The organism is Burkholderia sp. BCC0397 (assembly GCF_902832865.1).
Classification (GTDB): domain Bacteria; phylum Pseudomonadota; class Gammaproteobacteria; order Burkholderiales; family Burkholderiaceae; genus Burkholderia.
In genome coordinates, this window is sequence record NZ_CADFDL010000002.1 from 618,357 (window position 1) to 645,334 (window position 26,978).

The 26,978-nt window shown below is 61.7% G+C and carries 18 protein-coding genes and 1 tRNA gene; 9 read left to right on the forward strand and 10 right to left on the reverse strand.

The window, feature by feature from the left end; genetic code table 11:
• Positions 1–74: 74 nt before the first annotated feature.
• From HWX03_RS07690 to HWX03_RS07700, 3 genes are all read right to left on the reverse strand, one after another.
• On the reverse strand, positions 75–1,598 hold the full coding sequence (locus HWX03_RS07690) for a fumarate hydratase (protein WP_006762441.1): 1,524 nt from the start codon (positions 1,596–1,598) through the stop codon (positions 75–77).
• A gap of 44 nt (positions 1,599–1,642) precedes the next feature.
• Complete coding sequence (locus HWX03_RS07695) at positions 1,643–2,227, reverse strand: TIGR00645 family protein (protein ID WP_124484546.1); 585 nt, start codon at positions 2,225–2,227, stop codon at positions 1,643–1,645.
• 112 nt (positions 2,228–2,339) lie between these two features.
• Positions 2,340–3,248 carry a DMT family transporter gene (locus HWX03_RS07700; protein WP_175870878.1) on the reverse strand — a complete coding sequence of 303 codons (909 nt, stop codon included), beginning with the start codon at positions 3,246–3,248 and terminating at the stop codon, positions 2,340–2,342.
• A gap of 318 nt (positions 3,249–3,566) precedes the next feature.
• On the opposite strand from HWX03_RS07700, the gene acs reads away from it, so the two are divergent.
• The 3 genes from acs to HWX03_RS07715 all read left to right on the forward strand — a co-directional run bounded on the left by acs (position 3,567) and on the right by HWX03_RS07715 (position 7,998).
• A complete protein-coding gene (gene acs, locus HWX03_RS07705; protein ID WP_175870879.1) occupies positions 3,567–5,549 on the forward strand; it encodes an acetate--CoA ligase in 1,983 nt (660 codons plus the stop codon).
• Between the two features lie 85 nt (positions 5,550–5,634).
• Positions 5,635–5,979: a DUF4212 domain-containing protein gene (locus HWX03_RS07710; RefSeq protein ID WP_175870880.1), complete on the forward strand. Its 345-nt coding sequence runs from the start codon at positions 5,635–5,637 to the stop codon at positions 5,977–5,979.
• 3 nt (positions 5,980–5,982) lie between these two features.
• Entirely contained in the window at positions 5,983–7,998 is a 2,016-nt protein-coding gene (locus HWX03_RS07715) for a sodium:solute symporter family protein (protein WP_175870881.1), read from the forward strand.
• 144 nt (positions 7,999–8,142) lie between these two features.
• Here the strand turns inward: HWX03_RS07715 and HWX03_RS07720 are convergent, their stop codons facing one another.
• From HWX03_RS07720 to HWX03_RS07750, 7 genes are all read right to left on the reverse strand, one after another.
• The gene (locus tag HWX03_RS07720; protein ID WP_175870882.1) at positions 8,143–8,889 is read right to left on the reverse strand and encodes a hypothetical protein; all 747 of its coding nucleotides are present in this window, start codon (positions 8,887–8,889) and stop codon (positions 8,143–8,145) included.
• A gap of 160 nt (positions 8,890–9,049) precedes the next feature.
• Complete coding sequence (locus tag HWX03_RS07725; RefSeq protein ID WP_175870883.1) at positions 9,050–9,301, reverse strand: PAAR domain-containing protein; 252 nt, start codon at positions 9,299–9,301, stop codon at positions 9,050–9,052.
• Positions 9,302–9,310: 9 nt separating this feature from the next.
• Positions 9,311–9,667 (reverse strand): lysozyme inhibitor LprI family protein, encoded by a 357-nt coding sequence (locus tag HWX03_RS07730; protein WP_175870884.1) that lies wholly within the window; start codon positions 9,665–9,667, stop codon positions 9,311–9,313.
• 14 nt (positions 9,668–9,681) lie between these two features.
• Positions 9,682–12,573 (reverse strand): hypothetical protein, encoded by a 2,892-nt coding sequence (locus tag HWX03_RS07735; protein ID WP_175870885.1) that lies wholly within the window; start codon positions 12,571–12,573, stop codon positions 9,682–9,684.
• A gap of 60 nt (positions 12,574–12,633) precedes the next feature.
• Complete coding sequence (locus HWX03_RS07740) at positions 12,634–15,141, reverse strand: type VI secretion system Vgr family protein (protein WP_175870886.1); 2,508 nt, start codon at positions 15,139–15,141, stop codon at positions 12,634–12,636.
• Between the two features lie 1,298 nt (positions 15,142–16,439).
• A tRNA-Ser gene (locus tag HWX03_RS07745) sits at positions 16,440–16,530 on the reverse strand.
• A gap of 56 nt (positions 16,531–16,586) precedes the next feature.
• Positions 16,587–18,767: a TonB-dependent siderophore receptor gene (locus tag HWX03_RS07750; RefSeq protein WP_175870887.1), complete on the reverse strand. Its 2,181-nt coding sequence runs from the start codon at positions 18,765–18,767 to the stop codon at positions 16,587–16,589.
• Positions 18,768–19,111: 344 nt separating this feature from the next.
• Here HWX03_RS07750 and HWX03_RS07755 point away from each other — a divergent pair, with 344 nt between their 5' ends.
• From HWX03_RS07755 to HWX03_RS07780, 6 genes are all read left to right on the forward strand, one after another.
• Positions 19,112–19,741, forward strand: a complete 630-nt coding sequence (locus tag HWX03_RS07755; RefSeq protein ID WP_175870888.1) for a LysE family translocator — start codon at positions 19,112–19,114, stop codon at positions 19,739–19,741.
• A gap of 45 nt (positions 19,742–19,786) precedes the next feature.
• Complete coding sequence (locus HWX03_RS07760) at positions 19,787–19,975, forward strand: hypothetical protein (protein ID WP_175870889.1); 189 nt, start codon at positions 19,787–19,789, stop codon at positions 19,973–19,975.
• Between the two features lie 171 nt (positions 19,976–20,146).
• Positions 20,147–22,924 (forward strand): type VI secretion system tip protein VgrG, encoded by a 2,778-nt coding sequence (locus HWX03_RS07765; protein ID WP_175870890.1) that lies wholly within the window; start codon positions 20,147–20,149, stop codon positions 22,922–22,924.
• A 23-nt stretch (positions 22,925–22,947) separates the two neighbouring features.
• On the forward strand, positions 22,948–25,209 hold the full coding sequence (locus HWX03_RS07770) for a DUF3274 domain-containing protein (RefSeq protein WP_175870891.1): 2,262 nt from the start codon (positions 22,948–22,950) through the stop codon (positions 25,207–25,209).
• A complete protein-coding gene (locus tag HWX03_RS07775; RefSeq protein ID WP_175870892.1) occupies positions 25,206–26,687 on the forward strand; it encodes a virulence factor in 1,482 nt (493 codons plus the stop codon). Before HWX03_RS07770 ends, HWX03_RS07775 begins: the two co-directional genes overlap by 4 nt.
• 9 nt (positions 26,688–26,696) lie before the next feature.
• Entirely contained in the window at positions 26,697–26,960 is a 264-nt protein-coding gene (locus HWX03_RS07780) for a PAAR domain-containing protein (protein ID WP_027784933.1), read from the forward strand.
• Positions 26,961–26,978: the final 18 nt, after the last annotated feature.

Here is a 26,978-nt window from a genome sequence, read left to right on the forward strand (position 1 = left end):
AACCGGCCGAGCACAATAATGAGAATGAGAAGTAAAAAGGCCGGACTCCCGTCCGGCCTTTGGTTCGATCGCGCTTAAGCGGTGGCGACCGGGATCTTGCCGATCTTCGCCTGCCATTCCTTCGGACCCGTCTGGTGCACCGACGTGCCCGACGAATCGACGGCGACCGTCACCGGCATGTCCTGCACGTCGAACTCGTAGATCGCTTCCATGCCGAGGTCTTCGAACGCGAGCACCTTCGCGCCGCGGATCGCCTTCGACACGAGGTAGGCCGCACCGCCGACCGCCATCAGGTAGGCCGCCTTGTGCTTCTTGATCGCATCGATCGCGACCGGGCCGCGCTCGGCCTTGCCGACCATCGAGATCAGGCCCGTCTGCGCGAGCATCGTCTCGGTGAACTTGTCCATGCGCGTGGCCGTCGTCGGGCCGGCCGGGCCGACCACTTCGTCGCGCACCGGATCGACCGGGCCGACGTAGTAGATCACGCGATTCGTGAAGTCGACCGGCAGCTTCTCGCCCTTCGCGAGCATGTCGGCGATGCGCTTGTGCGCGGCGTCGCGGCCGGTGAGCATCTTGCCCGACAGCAGCAGCGTCTGGCCCGGCGCCCAGCTCGCGACTTCTTCCGGCGTCAGCGTGTTCAGGTCGACGCGCTTGCTGGTTTCCGTGTTCGGTTCCCACTGCACCTTCGGCCAGGCGTCGAGCGACGGCGCTTCAAGTTTGGCCGGGCCCGAACCGTCGAGCACGAAGTGCGCGTGGCGCGTGGCCGCGCAGTTCGGGATCAGCGCGACCGGCTTCGAGGCCGCGTGCGTCGGCGCCGCCATGATCTTCACGTCGAGCACGGTCGCGAGGCCGCCGAGGCCCTGCGCGCCGATACCGAGCGCGTTGACCTTCTCGTGCAGTTCGACACGCAGCTCCTCGACCCAGTCCTTCGGGCCGCGCGCGATGATTTCCTGGATGTCGATCGGCTCCATCAGCGATTCCTTCGCCATCAGCATCGCCTTTTCGGCGGTGCCGCCGATGCCGATCCCGAGCATGCCGGGCGGGCACCAGCCGGCGCCCATCGTCGGGACCGTCTTCAGCACCCAGTCGACGATCGAGTCGGACGGGTTCAGCATCACGAACTTCGACTTGTTCTCCGAGCCGCCGCCCTTCGCCGCGACCTGCACGTCGACCTTGTCGCCCGGCACGATCTCGTAGTGGATCACGGCCGGCGTGTTGTCCTTCGTGTTCTTGCGGGCGCCTTCCGGCGGATTGACGATCGACGCGCGCAGCACGTTGTCCGGGTGCGTGTAACCGCGGCGCACGCCTTCGTTGATCATGTCGGTGAGGCCCATCGTCGCGCCGTCCCAGCGCACGTCCATGCCGACCTTCACGAAGATCGTGACGATGCCGGTGTCCTGGCAGATCGGACGCTTGCCTTCCGCGCACATGCGGCTGTTCGTGAGGATCTGCGCAATCGCGTCCTTCGCCGCCGGGCTCTCTTCCAGCTCGTACGCGCGGCCGAGGGCCTGGATGTAGTCGAGCGGGTGGTAGTAGCTGATGTACTGCAGCGAATCCGCGATGCTCTGGATCAGGTCTTCCTGTTTGATGACGGTCATGGCTGAGACTCTGTGGGGACAGTGGGGAATGGTTTGCCGACGGTTCAGGCCGCCGGTCGGGACGCCGCGGGCGCATGCGTCTCGTGGAAATGGGCCGGGTGCGTGTGCGTCGTCAGGCGATCGACCCACGCCATCACGAGCGCCGACACGAGGAACGACACGTGGATGATCACCTGCCACATGATCGCGTGCGTCGTGTGCTGGTCGGGGTTGATGAAGGTCTTCAGCAGGTGGATCGACGAAATGCTGATCAGCGCCATCGACAGCTTGACCTTCAGCACGCCCGCGTTCACGTGGTCGAGCCATTCGGGCTCGTCGGGGTGGCCCTCGATGCCGAGCCGCGACACGAACGTTTCATACCCGCCGACGATCACCATGATCAGCAGGTTCGAGATCATCACCACGTCGATCAGGCCGAGCACGGCGAGCATCACGCTGATTTCGTCGAGGCCCGTCGCATGCGACAGCAGGTGCCAGACTTCTTTCAGGAACAGGAACACATAGACGGCCTGAGCGACGATCAGGCCCAGATAGAGCGGAACCTGGAGCCAGCGGCTCATGAAAATCAGCGCGGGAAGCGGACGAAGCGGGCGACGGCCAGGATGGCCGGGCGAATGCGGGGCGGACATGTCGGGGTACGGGCGCGGTGCGCAGGTATCGGGGGTAATCTTGAAAAGGCGCGCTATTGTAACGCGTCGGCCGGCGCGGCTGCAGCGACGCGCCGGCGCTGCGGGGGACGGATCAGGAGGCGGCGGCCGGCACGCGTTTCACCCGCAGGCTCGCGAGCACGATGCCGGCGACGACGCACGCGAGCGCGATACCGTGCGCGAGCGTCGGGCGCTCGCCGAGGAACGCGATGCCGTACGCGGCCGCGGCGATCGGCAGCACCGCGCTGAACACGCCGGCGAGGCTGCCCGGCACGTGCCGGATGCCCTTCATCCATAGCCAGAACGAGAAGATGCTGGCCGACAGCCCGTACCAGACGACGAGCGCCCAGGTGCCGGCGGGCACGCTCGCGTAATCGAAGTGCCACAGCGCCGTCGCGCCGAGCGGCAGCATCAGGAACAGGCCGAACAGATGGGTATAGGCGCAGATGTCGATCGGTGCGAGCGTTTGCGTGAGCCGGCGCGACAGGATCACGTAGATCGATTCGCAGCACACCGCGCCGAGGATCAGCAGGTTGCCGGTCAGCGAACCGGACGCATCGCCCTGCGCGCCGTGGCTGGCCGCGCCGCCGTTGGCGAGGTTGATCGTCACGACGCCGATGATCGCGAGCGCGATCGACACGAGCGCACGGCCGTTCGGTTTTTCACGCAGGATCAGCCACGCGGACAGCGCGACGATCGCCGGGATCGTGCTCGTGATGACGCCCGCGGCCACCGCGCTCGTGCGCTGCACGCCGTTGAGCATCAGCAGCGTGAACATGAAGGTGCCGAAGAAGGCTTGCAGGAACAGGTTCAGCCATTCGCCGCGCTTGACCGCGCGCATCTTCACGGGCCTGAACAGCGGCCACAGCACGGCGATCGCGATCACGAAGCGCAGCGTGGCGAGGATGGCGACGGGGACGAATGCAACGATGGATTTACCGATGCCGACGTTGCTGCCGACGAACAGCATCGACAGGATGAGGAAGAGGGCGTAGCGATTCAAGCTGGAATCCGGAAGGCGAGTTCAGTTAGGATTGTAGGGTCGCGGTCGTAACAGCGTAAAGCTGACCTCGATGCGGCGCCGCCCGGCGCACGACACGGCGATGCCGCGTAAGTGACGGGTAAGTTGGAGCGCTTATCGTGGAAACTACCGGGCCGCAGGTCACGTTCGTATGATGTGGTGCGGTGCAGCATCGTGCGCAGGCCTTCGCGGTCGCGTGCGGGTGGGTGGGAGACAGCGGCGCGCAGGCGCCGGCCAAGACGCGCGGCGTGCACGATCGCGCCGCCATGCAGAGGATTCATGTTCACCAAGGGGTTGTCGATGTCTGCGATTGAATCGGTTCTTCACGAAACCCGTCAGTTCGCGCCGCCCGCGGCGCTCGAGAAGACGGCGACCATTTCCGGCATGCCGGCCTATCGCGCGCTCGTCGCCGAAGCCGAGCAGGATTACGAAGGCTTCTGGGCGCGTCTCGCGCGCGAGGGCCTCGCGTGGCACAAGCCGTTCACGACGGTGCTCGACGAGAGCAACGCGCCGTTCTACAAATGGTTCGACGACGGCGAGCTGAACGCGTCGTACAACTGTCTCGACCGTCACGTCGAAGCCGGCAACGGCGAGCGCGTCGCGGTGATCTTCGAGGCCGACGACGGCACCGTCACCCGCGTCACCTATGCGGACCTCCTCGCACGCGTGTCGCGCTTCGCGAATGCGCTGAAGAAACGCGGTATCGGCAAGGGCGATCGCGTCGTGATCTATATCCCGATGTCGATCGAAGGCATCGTCGCGATGCAGGCCTGCGCGCGCATCGGCGCGACGCACTCGGTCGTGTTCGGCGGCTTCTCCGCGAAATCGCTGAACGAGCGGCTCGTCGACGTCGGCGCGGTGGCCCTCATCACGGCCGACGAGCAGGCCCGCGGCGGCAAGACGCTGCCGCTCAAGAGCATCGCCGACGAGGCGATCGCGATGGGCGGCTGCGAGGCGGTCAAAAGCGTGATCGTCTATCGCCGCACCGGCGGCAAGATCGACTGGCATGCAGGCCGCGACCTGTGGATGCACGAACTCGCCGACGGCGAATCCGACCGCTGCGAGCCGACCTGGGTCGGCGCCGAGCATCCGCTGTTCATCCTGTATACGTCGGGCTCGACCGGCAAGCCGAAGGGCGTGCAGCACAGCACGGGCGGCTACCTGCTGTGGGCCGCGCAGACGATGAAGTGGACCTTCGACTGGAAACCCGACGACGTGTTCTGGTGCACGGCCGACATCGGCTGGGTCACGGGCCACACGTACATCACCTACGGGCCGCTCGCGTGCGGCGGCACGCAGGTCGTGTTCGAGGGCGTGCCGACTTATCCGGACGCCGGCCGTTTCTGGAAGATGATCGACGATCACAAAGTCACCGTGTTCTACACCGCGCCGACCGCGATCCGCTCGCTGATCAAGGCGGCCGAAGCTGACGACAAGGTGCATCCGAAGAGCTATGACCTGTCGAGCCTGCGCATCATCGGCACGGTGGGCGAGCCGATCAATCCGGAAGCGTGGATGTGGTACCACAAGCATGTCGGCGGCGAACGCTGCCCGATCGTCGACACGTGGTGGCAGACCGAAACCGGCGGCCACATGATCACGCCGCTGCCGGGCGCGACGCCGACCGTGCCGGGCTCGTGCACGCTGCCGCTGCCGGGCATCATGGCCGCGGTGGTCGACGAGACCGGCCAGGACGTGCCGAACGGGCAAGGCGGCATCCTCGTCGTCAAGCGCCCGTGGCCGGCGATGATCCGCACGATCTGGGGTGACCCGGAGCGCTTCAAGAAGAGTTATTACCCGGAAGAACTCGGCGGCACGCTCTATCTGGCCGGCGACGGCACCGTGCGCGACAAGGACACCGGCTACTTCACGATCATGGGCCGGATCGACGACGTGCTGAACGTGTCGGGCCACCGGCTGGGCACGATGGAGATCGAATCGGCGCTGGTGTCGCACGAGCTCGTGGCCGAGGCGGCGGTGGTCGGCCGGCCGGACGACACGACGGGCGAGGCGGTCGTGGCGTTCGTGGTGCTGAAGCGTTCGCGTCCGGAAGGCGACGAAGCCGCGGCGCTCGCGAAGACCCTGCGCGACTGGGTCGGCAAGCAGATCGGGCCGATCGCGAAGCCGAAGGACATCCGCTTCGGCGACAACCTGCCGAAGACGCGCTCGGGCAAGATCATGCGGCGCCTGCTGCGCTCGCTCGCGAAGGGCGAGGCGATCACGCAGGACACGTCCACGCTCGAGAATCCGGCCATCCTCGAGCAGCTCACCGAAGTGCGCTGAACGCCTGCCGGTTGCGCGTCATGCGCGCGAGCCCCTGCGCGGCAATCCCGATTGCCCGCGCAGGGGCTTTTTGCTACATAACGGCATGACCGTTCCGACCCGTTCGGCGCCTGTTGCGCCACCCCCCGTTCCCGAGCCGCTCGCACGTGCGCACGCACGCTACTGGCGCTTCAACGTCGCGCTGATCGTGGTGCTGATGGTGATCGGCTTCGCGGTGTCGTTCATCGTGCCGTTCTTCGGGCCCGCGCTCGCCGGCGTTCGCTTCGCCGGCTTCAGCCTGCCGTTCTATGTCGGCGCACAGGGCGCGATTCTCGTCTACCTCGTGCTGATCGTCATCTACATCGGGCTGATGCAACGCGCGGACCGTACGCTGCGCCGCGCGTACGACGAGCATGCGGCACGCGCCGGCCATGCGAACGGCGGGCGCTGATTCATGCTGACGCATCGACTGATACGCGCGTACGCGCTCTACACCCTCGGGTTCCTCGGATTCGTGTTGCTGATGTGGCGGATCGAGCGCGCGACGGGCCCGGGCGTGTGGATCGGCTACGTGTTCCTGTTCGTACCGATCGCCGTGTATGCGGTGATCGGGTTGTTGTCGCGCACGTCCGATCTCGTCGAGTACTACGTGGCCGGGCGGCGCGTGCCGTCCGCGTTCAACGGGATGGCGACGGCGGCCGACTGGCTGTCGGCCGCGTCGTTCATCGGCCTGGCCGGCTCGCTCTACGCCACCGGTTACGACGCGCTCGCGTACGTGATGGGCTGGACGGGCGGGTTCTGCCTCGTCGCGTTCCTGCTTGCGCCGTATGTGCGCAAGCTCGCGCGCTACACGATTCCCGATTTTCTCGGCACGCGCTTTTCGAGCACGGCCGTGCGCGCGCTCGCGGCCGGCGCGGCGATCCTGTGTTCGTTCGTGTACCTGGTCGCGCAGATCCAGGGGATCGGCCTGATCGCGACGCGCTTCATCGGCGTCGATTTCGCGATCGGCATCTTCTGCGGGCTCGCGGGCATTCTCGTGTGCTCGTTTCTCGGCGGGATGCGTGCGGTCACGTGGACGCAGGTCGCGCAGTACATCATCCTGATCAGCGCGATCCTGATTCCGGTGTCGCTGATCGCGATGAAGAACGGGCTCGGGCCCGTGCCGCAGTTCAATTACGGCAAGCTGATGGAGCGTGTCGCGGCGCGCGAGGCGCAGGTGCGCGAGGCGCGCGACGAGCAGCAGGTGCGTGATGCGTACCGCCGGCAAGCCGCGGATATCCAGACGCGGCTCGACCGGTTGCCGGCGTCCTATGCGGATGCGCGCCGGCATCTCGTCGACCAGCTTGCGGACCTGCGGCGCCACAACGGGCCGCTGCGCGAGATCAGCCAGCGCGAGCGCGAGCTGGCCGATTTTCCGCGCGATCCGGCGGCGGCGCGCGTGGCGTGGACGCAGGCGCGTGACGACCTGCTCGCGCGTGCCGAGCCGCCGGTGCCGATGCATGAGCCGTTTCCGGCCGCGAGCGACGACGAACGCAAGCCGCGCGAGCGGAATTTCCTCGCGCTGCTGCTGTGCCTGTCGCTCGGTACCGCGAGCCTGCCGCACATCCTGACGCGCTACAACACGACTACGTCGGTCGCGTCCGCACGGCGTTCGGTCGGCTGGACGCTGTTCTTCATCGCGCTGTTCTACCTGAGCGTGCCGGTGCTCGCGGTGCTGATCAAGTACGAGATCCTCGCGAATCTCGTCGGGCGGCCGTTCGCCGAATTGCCGGCGTGGGTCACGCAATGGCATCACTTCGAACCCGACCTGATCAGCGTCGTCGAGGTGATTCGCGACGGCATCGTGCACTGGTCGGAAATCCAGATGCAGCCGGACATGGTCGTCCTGGCCGCACCGGAGATCGCGGGGCTGCCGTACGTGGTGTCGGGGCTGATCGCGGCCGGCGCGCTGGCCGCGGCGTTGTCGACCGCGGACGGGCTGCTGCTGACGATCGCGAACGCGCTGTCGCACGACGTCTATTACTGCATGGTCGCGCCCGATGCCACGAGCCAGCGGCGTGTGACGATTTCGAAGGTGCTGCTGCTCGGGGTGGCGCTGTTCGCGTCGTATGTCGCGTCGCTCAATACCGGGAAGATCCTGTTTCTCGTCGGCGCCGCGTTTTCGCTGGCGGCGTCGAGCTTCTTTCCGGTGCTGGTGCTGGGGGTGTTCTGGAAGCGCACGACGACGCGTGGCGCGATCGCCGGGATGGTGACGGGGTTGGCGGTGTGCGTGTACTACATCGTGTCGACGTATCCGTTCTTTACGCAGTTGACGGGGTTCGCCGGGCCGACGTGGTTCGGGATCGAGTCGATCAGTTCTGGGGTGTTTGGCGTGCCGGCGGGGTTTGCGGTGGCGATCGTGGTGAGTCTGTGCGACAAGCGGCCGGATGAGTATACGCGGGCGTTGGTGGATTACATTCGGCATCCGTGAGGGGGGGCGGGCACGAAGCGGATATTCAGCTTCGGCAGGCTCCGGCAGATGGACTGCACCTGCGGCCAGTGCGTTTGGCCGGCTGTCGCCATGTAACGCCTACCAAACCTTGCCGACTCAGCAAGCCAGCCGCCCGGCTCACGTTCAATTCTTGACCCCGCGTGCCGCAACAGGCGCTTTGCATAGCGCGGCATTGTGCAGGATCGCATTCCCCGTCGACTGGTAGTTGTCCGCGTCGCAAGGTGGCAGGCCGAACGAGGCGTCACTCTCCTTGTCGCTGTCGTCATGATTGCGCATCGCCGTCGTCTGCGAGAGGGTAGCAAGGCATTTTGCACTGTTGCCGAGATGATATTGCGTCAGCGCGAGATCGCTGCGGACGCGATCGATCTCGATCCAGTTCATGTCACGCGTGCATTCTTCGATCAATGATGTAAATACCGTCTCGGCCGCCGCGTAGTTCTTCTTCACATAAAGAGCGCGGGCCTGCGTGAGTCGTGCCGCACGTGAGCGGTCCGTACACGCTGCGGTGGGCTGTCGATAGGCGCCGTCAAACATCGCGCGTACGCCGCAATACGAACGGCAAGCGTCGGTATTGCCGGAATCGATCTTCACCGCGCCGTGGCCGCCAGTGATGGAAATGCGGCATGTTTCGCCGCCGTCAGTGGCCACGCCCGTGTTGCCTTTGAGCGTGCCCGTGAGCGAACAGGTGTGGCAGTTGCCTCCAATCGTATCGAGCGTGAATCGGCCTCCCTTCACGACGAGCGCGCCATGCGCGTGACCGCCTTCGACATAGGAATACTCGCCCGGCTCGACAGCGGATGCGACCGCAACGAAGGCACCTGAAAAGCCCATGAAACTGCAAGCGCTCGCAAGCCATAGCGCGATATGCACACCTTTCCGTAGTGACACGTGCTTTCACCTTTTCGTATTGAGATTGCGTCGCCGCATAACTGGCAGCTCGACAGCGAGGTCCGATATGTCTGCGGACGCAGGTTTCGATACATGATCGACAATAGTCATCGGCACGTTGCCGCCTCGTTTCCTGGCACGGTCAAACAAGGCTCGAGATCAGATGACAGCCGCAAGTGGCGCGATGACCATGTCGTGCTATCGGGATGCCGTCATCCGTCATCGATGCATCGCCTTCCTCGATGAGGTTGGGCGATACGTCGGGGTGCTGCGGACACGACACGCGATCGCCCTTGCGGGCGACATAGCGGCCGTCGAAACGCATTGTCGTAGAGCCAGTTTCGACTTTGCCTCCGTGGTCGGTGTCGTCTCCGATACGAATTAAATTCATCATGTCAGCCTACTATTTCCCGAGAAGTGTTTTTAAATAATCAACTCGCTGTTTTGTTATCGTGGCAAGGCAATCTTTTGTGATTAGACCGGAGCCGGCGCCTTGGGATTGCGACGCCTCGGCTGCGATATAGCCGTTGCACTGCTTGTCCCGGTAATTGAGCCAAGCCTTCTGAGATTGCTCAAACTCATTCTTGTACTGTGTGGCAGAATACAGTTTTTGATAAATTGAATTGAGTTCTTTTTTTGATTTGTCCAGGGCTTGGTTGGTGCAAGATAAGTCGTCGTATACGTTCCCGCTATTGATGCATGCATCGGCAAAAGAGGTTAGGGGTAAAATAAAAAATACAAGCGGGATGATTTTTTTCATGGTGTCATTAAAAATTATTGATTGTATGATTCAGGAATTACTATGGTAAAAGGCTCCGGTCTAAAAGGCATTAGACCTTCCGTTGTTCCATGCACATGAACTGCGCGTCCCGCTCCGTACCTATATCCGGTAATGCTTGCTTGATGGACAACATCTTCAACCCATGCTTTTGTTGCGTCCGTGGCCTCGTCTAAGGCATATGGATTTGCGTAGCTGAGATTGTTGCCGACGAGAGAAGGGCCACCGTTTGCTCTATCTTGCAAATGAGCAATAACCATGGCTCTTACCCTTGCAGGTACTCTACTCTCGGGAACGTTTTGCACTGATCCATATGCGCCTGCTCTTGGGGCGTTAATGTCTGAAAACTGCCACCTATCATTAATTACACCCCTAAAAGTGCTCCAGTTTTTGATGCCGGACATCACTCTGTTTATGATGGTGTCAACGACTGCACCAGCCTGATTGGCTAAGTTCTCATCATTTAGGCTGATCGCAACCTCTGTTGCTGTAACTTTAATCAGGTCATCTACGTCTTGTTCAGACAGTCGGAGAATTCTTGTTGGATCACCAATTCCGGAATTAATGAAATTGCCGATCAATCCAATCGGATGAAAATGCCATGGGTTCGGCTCACTTGGGAACCCGTCCACTTTTTTTTCGACGACCTGTTCCCACCACTGCAGTTTTCCGATTCGCTCAATCTCGGCCTTCCATAGCCACAGCAGTTTTTTCATCAGCGGCGACAGCGCTTCCCACTTTCCCAGACCGCCGCCCCATTCGCTTTCGCAGCGTACTACAAGATGGGAGAGGGCTTCGGCCGTCCACTGTGTTTCCTGCGCGTGCTTCAGCTCTTGTGCTGTTACCTTCCCGTCGTGGTTCGCATCAATCGCTTTTTCAAGTTTTGAGATGAGGGGGCTTGCGTTGACCGTTGCCGCGCTCGTTTCGAACTCTGTTTTGTCTTCGTCAGCCAAAAATTGCTCGGCGACGTGGATGTAGCGTTTGAACATGTCGACAGGTTTGATGCTGCTGTTGTCGACCAGTTCAAAGCCAGGCCAGTCCCACGGACCGCACATCCGAACCAGTGGGGGATTTTGCTCGCAGACCCATCCGGCTCGAGTGCTACCGTCCTTCATGCCGATAGTCACGTAGTACCAGCGCCGCCCCTTGTCGTCCTTCGCGACGTTCGCGTCACCGTTCTTTTCTAGGTCGACTCGTCGAAATACATTGCGGAAATCTGCGCCCGGCCCCTTCGCGTTTGAGAGGCTTAGCGGGAAATCCTTCCAGCCTGGCACGATTGCCGTCGCGGTCGTATTGGCGAAGTCACTTTCGACCCATACAGGTGGGCCGGCGTCGTTGAACACGGGTTTCGCATGACGACCGCCATGTACAGGTGCTGCCGTTTTCGGTTGCACCTTGACCCACTTTCCTTTCCCGGCGGGGGCGACAGCGACAAGTTTGGTCCCGGGTTGCAGTTTCTGGTCAGGCTCGGGCAGGGTGGTCACCAGTAGCGCGCCCGGCGAGATTTCCAGGAACGTTTTTTCCGGGGGCCGTTCTTTCGCTCGGGCCTGACTCTTCTTGACGAATGCTTCGAATTCGGGCCCAGCGAAAACCTCGAGATGCAGCAATGGCCGCGTCGGCTTCGGAGGAAGCAGCTTTGCGTCGGGGTAGCGCAGATAGTGGCCGAGCTGACCAATCACGTTGCCGGCCTTGACCGTATATGGCTCTTTTAGGACGACGACCGTATCCAGAGGCTTAGGGTCAACGATTATGTCTAGTTCCTTCTCGTACACATATCCATACGGAGCGTGTTGCGATACCGGTTGACCTACGGCCGCGCTGGCCGGTGTGCCAGACTTGATTGTATTGATCTTTACCCAGCCCGGATTTGCTTTTGTCTTGTCGTCGGTCACGACCGTCAACTCCGACCCGCGCGGCAGGATGCCGATGATCTTTCCGTTAGGAAGATCACGGATGCGGAGGCCAGTAATAGGAGGCTGAGGTGGGGGCGAGTCTTTCGTATTTGCTACCGGCTCGGGCACCTTCTTGAAATCGCTTTCGATGAACTCCCCAAGTACATCGCGATTACTTGGCACGGGTACCTTCGGTCGCGGCACTTCTTGTGGGTCTTTGGCCTTGTCGCCGACCCGATAGTAGCGGTCGCCTTCCCAATACGGCATCGGATTCATGTTCAGCTTCGATGGATCGACCTGGGCGACTTTCGCCTGTTCCGCCGCTGATTGGTAGCTGTTGTGATCCATCGTGTGCATGTACAGGCTGAAGAACGTCAATACTTCGCCTGACGCAGGCTTGTTCGTGCCCGCTGCTGATGCCGGCGCTGATGCCGGCGCTGGTGCTGGTGCTGGTGCCGATGTCGCTGTCGGTACTGATGCCGATGTAGCTGTCGACTTGGATGACGTCGTCGGTTGCGTGGCCGAATTCTTGGTTGTATCCGTTTTCGGGGGATCGGGCGGTGGCGGCGGGGGCAACTGCAGCCGATGGCGGACAAGTACGAAGCCTGTTGAATACAGTGCGTGGCGGTCGTCTTGGTAGTCTTGTTCCGGATACTTACTATCGAGGCGGTAGGCAACGACTTCGCCGTCGGCGATCACGCGGATACCGTCACCTTGCTTTAATTGCGCCGCCGTATTTTGGTCGAAGTGGATGCCACCATGCCACATGCCGTTCGCGCCGAGCGGATAGAACCCGTCTTCAGCAGCCGCTAGCGCCTTCATGTAGGTCATCGGATTAGTTGGGTCATCCTGCCCGGCTGGCGTGAACGGAAATGCCCACCGCAACGGTCGATATGGAGGTGGCGCAGATGTAGCCGGCGTCGCCGCGGGGGTGCTCGGCGCGGAAGCCGTCTTGGCCGGAGCTGCATGCTTGGAGGAGTGGTGGCTTTTGCTCATGTTTCTCGGAATCTCTCGCGTCTCGTTTTTATTGCCGCGTGAACCGCGTCGGTCGTCGTGTTACCCGGAGAAGAGCGAACCTCGTCCGCCGTCAGTTGACACCGGCGTTGCCTGCAACGGATCGCGAATCATCCCGCTCGCGCCGCTCGACTTGTCCCAGTTCCCGCATTTTTCCAGAATCTGTCCGGTCGTCACGTTCTCGATCAAACCGCCCTTGATGCTGATGTATGAGCCGCCCGCGCCGATCCACACTTCCTTCGCGGCCGTCAGAATCAGCCGCCCGTCCGCGCTTTCGATCTTCACGTCCTGCAGCCCCACCAGCGAGGCCGAGCCGCTTTGCGCCTGAATGTCTACCGGTCCCTTTGCCGCGAAAATCTTGATGCCGAGGTTTTGCGCGAACAGGCTGATCTTGTCGAGTACACTGACCAGTAACGCTTTACCGGCGGCCAAGTTGACGTTCTTGCCTGCAACGACGTTCGCGTGCTGGTTCGCCGTGACATGCACCGATTGCTGCGTCGACGCGGCGATGCCGTCAGGACTCGACAGCAGCATCACCGGCTTCGCAAAACCGTTCGCATTACCCGTGCCGCCGCCGGCTGTACGGCCGCCGCTGGCAGAACCAGCAACCGTGCGTTGCGTTGCGTCGGTGAACGACTTCAGCGCGGTCTGGCCGTCCTGAAGGCTTTCGGCGCGGTTCGTTTCACTGGCCTTCGACACGGTCTCGAGCACGGCTTCCGCGCCGGCAAGCGGATCGGTGGCGGCCGTTACGTTCAGCGGCTGGGCGGTGGCTGGCTGCGTCGATACATAGAGCCCCTGCTCGGCGCGTACTGCGCCGTACGCGCCAGACTTCAGGTCGAATCCGTTGCCGAGGAATGAGCCGCGCGTGTTATCGGATTGTTCAATCAGATAACCCAAATGCAGGTGAGAACTGTAGCTCGATGAGTAAAGGTGGACCCGGTTCTGACCGGTAGCGTCGTCCATGACGAGCTGGTTGAAGCCATCACCGCCGTATTCGCGAGAACGGAAGCCGGACAGCAGGCCGTGCGTGTGCCACACCGGCATCGTTGCGCCACCGTGCAGTCGCGAGATGATTACTGGCCGGTCGCAGTCGCCATTCACGAATCCGAGGAGCACCTGATCGTCTTTGCGCAACGGAAAGTAACCGCCGCGCTTTGAACCTGCGTCCGGCATCGCTGCCCGAATCCATGACGTTGATTTCGTGTTGCGACCGTTCCGGCTGTTTGACGTCCGGACCCGCACACGATTGCCGTCGTCTGTGACGATTTCCTCGTCACTATCGGTTACGACAATCGCCGTCTGCAAATGCATTTCCGGCTTCTCATGCTCGAACGGGCTGCGGAACGGTGTCTTGCGGCGTTGTGCTTCGATCTCGACGTGAAAAAATCCGATACCGCCATCGCGGTGGCTCACGGTCGTACCGGTGCCGGCCGCCTTGACCTGTTCGATCTCGCTGCGCAGGCTGCGCGGGAATCGCGTGAGCGCGTCTATGCCGGGCAAGTTATTTTGGATCAACCAGTCGCTCGCGATGATCGACAACTCGCGCTCCTCCTCAGGCAATGTATCGAAGAGGGGGTGTCCCGACACCTTGAACCAGTAGCCGGGCAGTGCATAGCGGGGACTGCCGATCGCGAAATAGCGTTTTGCTCGCGAAGCCCATTCCTCGGTGCGGATGCGGGCCTGTTGTTGTCCAGCATCGGATTCGGCCCATGTCTGCGAGCCGGTATAGAGATAGTCTTCGCCTTGACCCGGTAACTCATCAAGGTCAGCCGCTGGCGTGCTCGCCTGTTTATCGAGGTCAGGTCGCTTATAGTCGGCGGTGCCGAGCGTCAGCGTGGCACTTTGGGCGTCCTGCTGTTCGCTCAACTGGGTAAGTCCGTCGAAATCCTCGTCGGTACCCGCGTGGCTGAACTTCATCTCCGAATTCGGTAGCGACGGCCCAAAATAGAGGTCGTCCATCATGACGACCTTGTGCGACTTGCCATCCTTCGCGAAATCGAAGCGTGGAAACGCGCCGACTTCCTCCAGACTCCGGTGCACGAAATTCCAGTCGGTTTCCCACTGCACGCGGTGCGAATACGAACGCATCGCCGCGCGCAGTTCCTGCCCATAATTGCTGGAAGCCTGCGGATGCTTGTCGAATACGTCGGTGAGAATCTGCCAGCCGCTGGCTTCCTGCCAATCGCGGCGATCGCTGCTGAGCTTCAAAAAGCTCAGCCAAGAAGAGAACTGAAGCTGAAAATACGAGACGGTTCCATCATTTCCAAGGCGGCGAGCCCGCTGCACATAGCCATGGATCGGCAGATAGCCGCCGTCGGTCTGGCGAATCCAGAGCGTGACGGGTTGCAGCATCAAGGCGTTGAGCTTGATCTTGTCGCCCATGACGGACGAAGCGTCGACAGTCACCTCGAAATTGCGCCCAAGCCGTGCGTTGATCTTGACGTACAGCGGCGTGAGCCAATCGTCGCCGAGTGGCGTATCGAGTTTGACGATGCGATCGAATTGCGCGTAGCCGCCGCGCAGCACCTTCAGCAAGCTTTCCCCTGCCATGCAGTCACCCCGTTTAGTGCAGAACGCGTCCGACCGTCACTAGACATCTAAACGTCGGCACTGCGTATGTGATACAATAAAAATTACAATTAAATAACGGATATATTAAATTAAACCTTCAATCGAGTTCCGCGGTCGGTTAAAGGGAGAGGTCGCGGAATGTAGTTCGATAGCGCGAAAGATCATACCAAAGTAAGTTCCGCACAATAAAGAAGTGGTGACGGTTTTTGACGGTTTACTCGATGCTATCTATTGCGCCGCCTTCAGATGCAATTGGCCGATAAGGCGGATAGTGCGATTTTGGGGCTCAGGCGCTGCAACGTCGAACTAGGGACGGAATGAATTGAGGCAGCCTGTCGGGTTATTGAAAGCTGGTGCTTTAGTGATGACTTGGGGGAATATTTGAAGCTGCTCGACGCAGATGACGAACGGCTTCTGAGGCGCGATCATGTCTTCGCCATTGTCGGTCTAGTGTTTTGACTAAGACGCCCGAGCGCGGAAAGTGGTTTCAGCCTACGCTCAACTCGCTTTGACTGGTTTGCTGTCTACGAACTCATAGAAATCCGGATTTCGTTGCACTGCCAACTGCGACAACTCATTCAGTATATTTTCAAGAGGAATTTGCTGATCTTTCTTCCCAACCCCATAGGCTTGAATTTCGGCGCTAGTTGGCGATGCTTCAAGCAACAGTAGCACCCTTGTCGAAAAAGAAGAGTGCGCCAAGCACGGCATAGGGAAGCCGACGATGAAGCATCATTGCTTCCATCAACATGTCGCCGCGTCGGTTGACGAGGGTCTTCTGAAAATTCTTCGTTTTCGAATCTCGGAATTTATTGTCTTAACCGAGATGCCAAGCAGCAACCCTGATTCCTCGGTTGCCCACGTTACATCAACCTTCTTGGCCCCGAGCCCTCCGGCCATTCGACGTTCGGCACCCGAGCCACCTATTTCGCCTTCGCCAGCGGGGCGTGTACCTTTCAGGCCGCAATGCCGGGGCGCATCTGCGACAGCCAACGCGACCTTTGGGGATACCAGTTCGCTGTATCGCTTCTTTGCATCCGGCTTTGCGGAGTCATCATGCCTCGTCGGCAGAAGCTTCGCCGTCCCTACCGGAGTCCAGAACGCACCAGGACGCCCCTGCCGGCGCGGCTCACCAACTCGGCGCAGCGTTCCCAGGTCGATCGGAAAGGAAATGCGGAGTGACGAACCGCGATATCTGCAGCGACGAATCGCGTGATGTGGGTAGCTCGAGGCTAGAAATGAAAAAGCCCCTGAAGTCAGGGGCTTAGTCTAAATCCTGGCGGAGAGAGGGGGATTCGAACCCCCGATAGGCGATTAACCTATACACGCTTTCCAGGCGTGCGACTTAAACCACTCATCCATCTCTCCGGAAGACCGAGAGTATAGCAAACTCTGGCGGCAGCTCGCCACCCCTTCCGCGTCCGTCAGAAATCCGTCGTCATCGACAGCCACACCGAGCGCGGGTCGCCCTGCGTCAGATATCCGCCGATCGTCGACGACCAGTACGACTTGTTCGCGACGTTGCGCACGGTCGCGCGGAACGTCGTCTTCTTGCCGAGCACGTCCGTCGCGTAACGCGCGCCGAGGTCGAAGCGGTCCCACGCCTGGATCGACATCGTGTTCGCGACGTCCAGGTACTGCGGCCCGGTGTGGATCCAGCGCGCGGTCAGCGTGAGCCCGCTCAGCATCGGCACGTCGTATTCGGCGCCCGCGTTGAGCAGGAACGACGGCACGCCGATCGGCCGGTGGCCGTCGTTCGCGCCGCTCGCCGTGTCCTGCAGCGTCGCGTTGAGGTACGTCGCGCCCGCGATCAGCCGCACGCCTTTCCACGGCTCGCCGTACACGGCCGTCTCGATGCCGCGGTGCCGCTGCGTGCCGTCGGCGCCGAACAGGTTCGTCGCCGGAACGGTGTACGCCATCGGCTTCTCGATCTGGAACAGCGCAAGCGACGCGCCGTACTTGTCGGTGTCGTAGCGGATGCCGGCTTCATATTGCTTCGACCGGAACGGCGACAGCGCCTGTCCCGCGTTGCGCGCGGTGTTCGGCGCGATCTCGCCCTGTGCGAGCGCTTCGCTGCGGTTCGCGAAGATCGACACGTTGCGCCACGGCTTCACGACGAGACCGAATACCGGCGTCGTGATCGCGTCGCTGTAGGCGCCGGTGACCGCGCCCGTATAGCTGAAATTGTCGACCGAGATCGACTGGCGGCGTGCGCCGATCGTGAACAGCACGCGGTCGTCGAGGAAGCCGAGCGTATCGGACACCGCGAGGCTGCGCAGCCATGTCTTCGTGACGGTGCCCGGATCGTTCATGTCGCCGCCTGCGTAGGCCGTCGCCGGGGATGCGACCGGCGCCGGATCGTAGAGCGTCGTCGGGAACGCGTTCGACATCGTGTACGCGGACTGGCTGTCGACGCGGATGAACGACGTGCCGGCCGTCACGAAGTGCGACACGGGGCCGGTCGTGAAGCGGCCGCGCACGCCGGCTTCGGCCGACTGCGCATCTTCCTTGTGCGGCACGCTCAGGCGCGTGCCGGTCGTGCCGGACGGCGCGTAGGTCGGCGTGTAGTAGTCGCCGTGCTCGTTCGTATGGCGCGCGCCGGCCGATACATAGGCCGTCCACGCGGGCAGGAAGTCGTACTCGGCGCGCACGATCCCGACCGTGTCCTCGAGTTCGCTGAAGCTCCACGGCTGCGCATAGTTGTGCGTCGCGGACGGCACGGCGGGCAACTGATTGCCGCTGACGAGCACGACCGGGCGGCCGTTGTCGATTCGTTGCCGCTGATACAGGAGGTCGCCGGACAGGCGCAGCCTGTCGCCGCGCCAGTCGAGCGACACCGCCGTCACGTTGCTGCGGCGGCGCTCGTCGTCGACGGCCGTGTCGCCGCCGCTGATCGACTGGTTCACGCGCACGCCGAACTGGCCTTCGCTGCCGAAGCGGCGGCCGATGTCGACATGCGTGCCGAGCGAACCGGACGTGGCGCCGTCGACGGTGACGCGCGTGAGCGGCTTGTCGTCCGCACGCTTCAGTTGCAGGTTCACGCCGCCGCCGACCGCTGAGCCGTTCGGCGACGCACCGTTCAGGAATGCATTTGCGCCCTTGAACACGTCGACGCGCTCGACCGCATCGGTCTGGACGAGCTGCCGCGGCGTGACGCCGTACAGGCCGTTCAGCGACACGTCGTCGCCGGCGAGCGCGAAACCGCGGATGACGAACACCTGCGAGAAGTTGCCGTAGCCGGATGCGCTGCGCACGGCCGGATCGTTGTTGAGCACGTCGGCGAGCGTGTGCGCCTGCTGGTCCTCGATCAGTTTCGACGTGTAGGTGGTCATGCTGAACGGCACGTCGCTCGCCTTTTGCCGGCCGAGCACGCCGAAATCCGCGCCGCGCGCGACCTGGCCGCCGGCGTAGGTCGGCGCGAGATCCCCGGGCAGCGGCTCGGCCGCGCCGGTCACGTTGATCGACGGCAGCACGGTGGAGTCGGGCGCGGCGTTGGCGGCGGAAGTCGCCTGCTGGGCTCTTGCGGCGGCCGGGAAGGTGCAGGCGAGCGCAATGCCGAAGGCGATCGGCGTGAGACGCCGGACGGGTAGCGAAAGTGTCGACATGGGACGCAAATCGGGTGTGGTCGGTGATCCATCCCAGGGCGGCAAGTCGGAATCCGGGCGGCGTGACGCGTCCGTACTGTCGCGGACGTGTTTTTATCGAGCGGCGGAGTCTAACGTAAACGAGAATCATTGTCGTTTACGGAAAGATCGGCCCACTATTTGAGATAACCGGGTGCCGTTCATGCTCGATGGCGAACAACCGCCCAGTGGGCGTCGGGACGAACATGCGATCATGCGAGGTCCGCATTCGTCGTAACAAACCGTGCGCACCGGTCGTGGCCTGTCGGGCCGATCATGTCGATGCCGCCCGTCCGCACCGCCATCTTCAAAAGGAACGCCACGCCATGTCGCTCTCCGCCTTGCTCGCCTTTGCGCTGATCCTGTCCGTCGGGGTCGCGACACCCGGCCCGACGGTGTTGCTCGCGATGAGCAACGGTTCGCGCTACGGGTTGCGTCACGCGATGGTCGGCATGCTCGGCGCCGTCACCGCCGACGTCGTGCTCGTCGCGCTGGTCGGGTTCGGCCTCGGCGTGCTGCTCGATGCGTCGGAAACGGCGTTCGTGACGCTGAAGCTGCTCGGCGCGGCGTGGCTCGCGTATGTCGGCATCCGGATGCTGATGTCGAGCGGCCGGGCCGCGGCTGCGCAGCCTTGCGTGCCCGCGACGCCCGATCGGCGGAGCGCCTTTCTGAAGAGCTTCTTCGTCGCGATGAGCAACCCGAAGTACTACCTGTTCATGTCCGCGCTGCTGCCGCAGTTCGTCGACCGGTCGCAGGCGATCGCGCCGCAGTACGCGATTCTCGCGGCGACGATCGTCTCGATCGACGTGATCGGGATGACTGGTTACGCGCTGCTCGGCGTGCATTCGGTTCGTGTGTGGAAGGCGGCCGGGGAAAAGTGGCTGAACCGGGTCAGCGGATCGCTGCTGCTGATGCTCGCGGGGTACGTTGCGCTGTATCGGAAGGCCACGCATTGACACGGTGATGGAGCGGAGAAGCTCCGCGCCGATACCGGCGCGACGATGAAACCGGTCGATCGCTTCGCGCTCGCGACGCACGACGGGCCGTACGAAACGTGGCCGGCGCGCACGCATGTGCTCGTGGATGGCGTGCGTTCCGGTCTTGCCGTTGCCGGCTACGTACGACACCGGGACGACGATCGAGGGGCATGGGATGGGATCGGCCCGTTTCGAAAGAATGTGAACTGCTGAGCCCGTTGGGCGCTTTGCAAAAAGGATTCTAAATCCTGTCAAAAAGCCGTCACCAAGCTGACAAATTTGCTATGCTCGCCGAAAACCAGACGGGCGGCACTCCCAGGACGGACCAGCGGGCGTGATTGCTCGCCGAACAACGAAGTCAAACAAAATCCTGAGAGTCACGCTGTGAATACAGCCGAATTGCTACGCACGTTTGCGTTGGGGGTGGTCGATCAAAACAATCGGCCGGTTCGCATGAACTGGGGGCCTGCCCAGAAAACGCTCGAGCAAGTGCTTGCGCTCCAGTATGCCGATATCCGCGAAGGGTTGATGACGGGTATCGAGGGGCATCTGACCTGCGTGTCAGCACGGGCCGATCTTCCGATCCGCAGCTTCATCGGGCTGCCGGTCTCCGTCGAGATGACGACCGATCGTGGGCATCTCCATACCATCAACGGCATTGTCACCGACGTTCGCACCGGACAGTCGGACGGTTCGCTGACCTGCTACCAGCTGACGATTCGCGATGTGCTGTCCGTGATGGAGCGGCGGACCAATTCGCGGTTGTTTCGTTCTAAGAGCTTGCCCGACATCCTGGGTGTGCTGCTTCAGGAATGGCGCCAGCGCAGCTCGGCGCTGGCAGGCGCATTCGAGTTCGACCTGTCCGGCCTGCAAGGCGAGCGTTACCCCGCGCGTGAACTCACGCGGCAGGTCAACGAGTCGGACGCGCATTTCATCCGGCGGTTGTTGCGACGGGAAGGGGCGACCGTATTCGTCAAGGCGGGCAAGGCCGGCGAGCGGGCGAGCGGCAATGCGCACGACACGCCGGTGCATACGCTGGTCTTTGCCGACGACTCGATGAAGTTGCCGGAGACGGCCGCCGGCACCATTCGCTACCACCGCGACGCCGCCACCGAAGAGCGTGACTCGATCACGCTGTGGGCGACGAGCCGCCGGTTGATCCCAGGCAAGATCGTCCGGCCGACGTGGGACTACAAGAGCGGCCGGATGTCGCAAACCGAGCAGGCGACGATCGTCGATCAGGGCGACGGCGGCAACGACCTCGGGCATTTGCTGGCCGACGTCGTCATCGATATCCCGCATGCCGGGGATTCGTCGTCCGATCTCGACCGGATCGGCAAGGACCGGATGCTGGCGCATGAACTGCGTGCCGAATCCGTCGATGGCGTGAGCAATGTGCGTGATCTGGCCGTCGGTCACTGGTTTGCGCTCGCAGAGCATCCGCAACTCGACACGTTGCCGGCCGAACAGCGGCAGTTTGTCGTCACGTCGCTTCATCATTGCGTGCGGAACAACCTGCCGAAGGAACTGAACGAGCGCGCGCAATCGCTGTTCGCGGCAAGCCGCGTGCTGTTCAACGCGGTGCCGGCTGACGTGAGCGGCAAGCCGGGCGACGAAAGTGACAGGCGCTACGAGAACACGTTCTCGTGCGTGCAGCGCGGCGTGCCGCTGACGCCTGCCTACGATCCCCACGTCGACCTGCCGCCCGTGCATCCGATGACGGCCGTCGTCGTCGGACCGGAGGGCGAGGAGGTGTTCTGCGATGAAATGGGCCGCATCCGTGTGCGGATTCAGGGGCTGAGCGCGGACGATCATGCGCACGCGCAGGGCGCCGGCACGAGCGGCACGCCGTCCGACAGTGCGCCGGTGCGCGTCGCCTGCGCGCTCGCTGGGCCGAGTTTCGGCGCGAATACGTTGCCGCGCGTCGGCATGGAGGTGCTGATCGGCCATATCGGCGGCGATCCGGACCGGCTCGTCGTGATGGGCGTGCTGGCCAACGGGCCCAACATGCCGGCGACCTTCAGCCATACCGGCGCGCTGCCGGGCAACCGCTATCTTTCCGGCACTAAGACGAAGGAAATCAAGGGGCAGCGCTACAACCAGATTCGCTTCGACGATACGCCCGGGCAGATCAGCAGCCAACTGGCGAGCGAGCATGCGTACAGTCAGCTGAACCTCGGCTATCTGACGCAGCCGCGCGACAACGGGCAGGGGGCGGCGCGCGGCGAAGGCGCCGAATTGCGCAGCGATGCGCACGTGGCGATTCGCAGCGGCAAGGCGATGCTGATTTCAGCCTGGGAGCGGCTGCGCGCGAGCGATGGTCACCTCGCGCGGGACGAGTATCTGCAGCTGATGCAGGAATGCGTCGAGCTGTTCAAGAGCCTCGGCGACTATGCGGGCCAGCATCAGGGCGTCGCGCCGGACACGCAGCCGCACGATGCGCTCATGACCACTGTGAAAGGCTGGCCGAATGGCGAGGCGTCCGGCGGCGGTGAATCGCCAGGCGCGTCGATGGCCGCGATCGGCATCACCGCGCCGGCCGGCATCAGCATGGCGACGCCCAAGACCGTGACGACCCATGCAGGCGGCAACGTCGATGTCGTCGCGCAGAACCACCTGCAGTACACGAGCGGGCAGCGGATCAACCTGCAGGCCGGGCATGGCGTGGCGATGTTCGCGCACAGCGAAGGCGTGTCGGCGATCGCCAACCAGGGGAAGGTGGCGCTGCAGAGCCAGAACGACGACACGCAGATCGATTCGGCGAAGAACATCCAGATGACGGCGGGTGGCGGCAAGCTCGCGGGCATGGCCAGCGAGCAGGTCGTGTTCGTGACTTCGGGCGGCGCGTATTTGAAGCTGCATGGCGGCGATATCGAGCTCGGGTGTCCGGGGAGTTTTACCGTCAAGTCCGCGTCGCATACGTGGGCGGGGCCGGCGAGCATGAGCGCCGATTTTCCGAAGTTCGACCAAGGTTCGCTGGGGCGGGTGCCGAAGCTGGTCCGGGCCACTGACGGGCAGCCGGTCGAGGGCATGGAAGCCGAGGTGCGAAAGGCGTCGGGCGAATTGATCAAGGGGACGACCGACGCGCAAGGCAAGCTGGCGCCGGTCAGCAGCGATCAGTTCGAACAATTGGCGGTTCGCTTCTTCAAGTCGAGAACCTGAGCTGAGTCTTCAAGAAAAACAACATGTTCAACTACAACTTTGCGCAGAACCCGGGCGGGCAACCGTCGACGGACGACCCGTCGCAGACTTCGGTGGGCGGTGGACTGGGGACGACGCTGTTCAACCGCAACGACCTCGAGTGCGTGATGCAGATGCCGCTGCCGGGCGTCGTCATTTTCGTGCACGGGGTGAATTCGGAAGGGGAATGGTTCAAGGAGGCCGAGAAGGGGCTGTGTGCCGGATTGAACCGGCGCATGGGGCGTTATGACGATCAGCTGTTCCATTGGGGGCCGGTGGCCGGGCAGATGACGCCGGTCAGCTATATCGAAAGCCTGACGCCGGACGGCTTCCTGAATCCGGACATGTCGTCGAAGACGTACATCAAGCCCGATCCGTCCTTTTCGCCCGTCATCCACTTTCGGTGGGGCTATGCTGCGAATGCGGTGGAGCTGAAGGAGTATGGCGACAAGATCATGCTCAACGAAAAGAATTACTGGGGCGGTGGCCCGTTCGCGGGCGGGTGTTCGAGTCTGCCGGATCTGTGGAACGACGGGTTGAACGATCGGCTTTTTCTGTGGCTGACCGTTCAGCACATGAATGGCATCGGCAATCGAAAAATCTACTCCACGCCACCGCGCACTTATGGTGTGCTTGGCGCACTGCGGCTGGCACGCCTGGTCGAATCGATCCGCAAGCGACAGGCCGACGCGCCGATCACGATCGTGTGCCATAGCCAGGGAAACATGATCGGTCTCGCCGCTGCATTCCTTGGAGACCGTTTGCCCGAGGTGACGGATCAATGGGGCAAGAAAGGGCGCTGCGTTGCAGACACCTATGTTCTCGCCAATCCCCCGTACAGTCTCGTCGACGCCAACATGACCGACACGTGGGCCCAGCGTGGGGTGCGCGACAAGAACGGGCACGTGGGGCGCGAGACCTATGTCGCGCGCAAGGAAACGCTGAGGGAGTACTTCGATATCCTGCGTGCCCGGGCCGATCTGGAGATGCCTGCGGAGGATCTCGATCGCGCGATGGAAAACGCAAGACCGTCGAAGGATGGGGGCAAACCATATAGCGCAGCCAAGGACCGGGAGGCGCATGGGCTGTACCAGAAAAACACCTATGGGAGAGTGACGCTGTACTGTTGCCCGCACGATCAGGTCATTTCCGCCCTGACCGTTCAGGGAATCGGCTGGCGCGGGATGAGTGTCGACGAAATCAGTGCGACGAACGCGTGGGGGGTTTTTTCGCAACGCGTGTTTGCATCGAATTTCGAGGTCGGTGGAGAGAACAAGCTCTATCGGTATTGGCAGGATGACTGGCGCAAGGACAAGAACCAGAAGGAAGGTTTCTGGTATCCGCCATCACCGCCTGCGCGGTATGGTCTTGGACGAGGTGTTCATTCCAATGGATGGTGGCTCCCGCAGTTTTTCACGATTGCCACGAGCCCCGTCCTCTCCCTGTTCAATTTGACGAACATGGCGGTCAATGCCGATCCGCCCAAAGACTGGGAAATCCCGATTACGGCACCGATGCTCGACAAGGAAACTCGCTTCCTTCCGCAGGCGTTGCGCTACGACAAACCATCGGGCGCTTGCGATGCGCAAGGGAAACCGATTGAGGAAGGGCGCTTCAACGAGAGTTACGATCCGCCGTCGGCTGGGCGTGACGCCAAGAAGGAGAACAAGCGCGATGACGATCCGTATGACAACTTCGACGCGAAGTCGGAAAAATTCAAGACTGAGGGTGATGCGCTGAAAGCGCAGGGGGATGCGGCGTCCGAGGCTGCTCAGCGGTATGAGGATCATTCGATTCTTCGCATGGAAGCGCGGAGATCCGGAAATCGTCGCTGGATCGACAAGGAAGGAAATGTGGTCGGGGAAGACAATCCGGAGGCAGCGAGTGCTGACTATACCGAATGGCGGAACAACGAGATTTTTCAGATTCTGAACGGCGGGGACAAGAATAACCCCACCAACCATTCGACCATCATGACCAACAAGGACCATGCTGAAAAGGCGTTGGCTTATGATGTCGCAATTGGGCTTTGCTATCTGACTGAAGATGATTTGGCATATCTCAGAACTCAAGCTGATTGGAGGTTTGCCAGTGATTCCAGGAAGAGTGATCCTAATTTCAATTTGATGAATTATATAAATACTGGCAAGCATGGCGATTTGTTTTTGCCTGATTGGGCAAAAAAAGACGAAAATGCCAAGATGCCAGGGAAAATATATGACGAGCGAGATGGCGGATTTTTCCTGAAGCTGGGAGGTGTTTTGTGAAGGCGGTCATTTCTACCTGGCCGCGCCGAGTCGGGATTGCAAGTCTTGCGTTGTTTTTTGCTTTAGGGGCATCATTTTTGATATTGATTTCGTCTGGCAAGTCGACGGGAGAGTTATTGAGTATGGGTAATCTGATGAGACGATTGGTGCTGGTCCCTGGGCTCGTGGCAATCATGGTATTTGCGTTCGCAACAGTGATTGCAGCCCCTCGCGCGGTGGCTGCCTCGTCGACCGATAAGGCAGTCCCCATAGCTGGAGCCAGTTCATCCAAACCTTTCGTTGCTCAAGTTGTAGGGCTTGGATGGATGAATCCCCTTCAACGCAGAGACTATCCTACCGAGTGGCAAATATTGTGGACACTTGGTCTAGTCAAGCCAAATGTCAACGACGATATGGTTCGAACGAACTCGAGGAAATATTCGACGTTGCAGGCAATTTCCATTGTCGCCGATGGCAATCGAGGTAGCGAATCTTTTTCTGGATTTTATGAGAAGTATGTTGATAAGTTGTTGTTGCTGTTCCGGGTTCCGTATTTTACTAACGAAGATTATTTTTATACTGTCAGTGCGGATGGGAAAGGGAAGTGGCGAGAGTTGGCTGGTGTGCACGTCGAACTGGCTATTCCTTCTGGTCGAATTGAGCCTGCATCGGCTGCGTCATATCTGCGCAATCGCATTGTCAATATATTCGAAATCGGCAATCCATCCGCAAAAAATCTATGGAGCCGCGACACACCGCCCGACGTGCACGTGACGACGGGCCACGGCAATGCCGGCTTCGCATCGCTGGACGCCGCGCTGGACTATCTGGCTACGCATCCGGACAAGAGTGCGTGGGTGATGAACTGGGACGCGCCGAGCTTTCCGCCGAACGACGAACAGATCAACGAGAACATGGTGGTGCTATTCCTTGCCGGCCCGGATCTGAAGACCGAGCGCGAGCCGCTGGCGTGGATCGGTAAAGCCGCACGAAGCAACGTCAAGGACTTCGAGGCAAAGCAAGGCGCGAGCCGCGCGGTGCAGGCATGGAAGTCGACGATCGATACGGCGGCGAATAATGCGGGTGTGCCAGTGTCGTCGGTGAATTACGTCGTGCACGACGCGGGCAAGGGCAGCGATGCTGCATCGACACGTATTGCCTCACTGTCGCAGACGCTGACCGAAGTGCTGCCCGAGTACGATTTCCGTACGCAGACCTTCAATACATCGGCGTTGCTCGGTGACATGGGTGCCGGCGCGGCGCTGACCGATGTGGCACTGGCAATCGGCCGAGCGAATCACCTCGGTGGAAATGTGCTCGTAGCCGGAACGACCGACACCGAGCACCCGACAGCGGTGGTGGTGGTCGCGCCTTCGAAACTGACGCCGATTGATGCAAGTAAGAACTGGTTTCGCGCGCGCGGCGGAAACAACGCCTATCTGCCTTGGTGGGGACGTCGTCACGATGCGAGCCCTACGACCCAAGGCTATTCAAAGTAAGGAGCGCGCATGCGCGGAATCATTCGAGTCGGCGACGCAACGAGCCACGGCGGTCAGGTCGTGACCGGCAGCGCGGTCAGCGAAGTGATGGGGCGGCCGGTCGCGCGGCTCGGTGATACGTGTGTCTGTCCGATCGCGGGCCATCAGGCCTGCTTTATCGCCGAAGGCGATCCGCAGGTCATCGTCGACGGGAAACCGGCCGCATTCGATGGTCACAAAACGTCGTGTGGTGCGACGCTGATTTCGAGTCTGGCGTCGTCCGGACGGGAGTGAATTACCGGACCGGCGTTC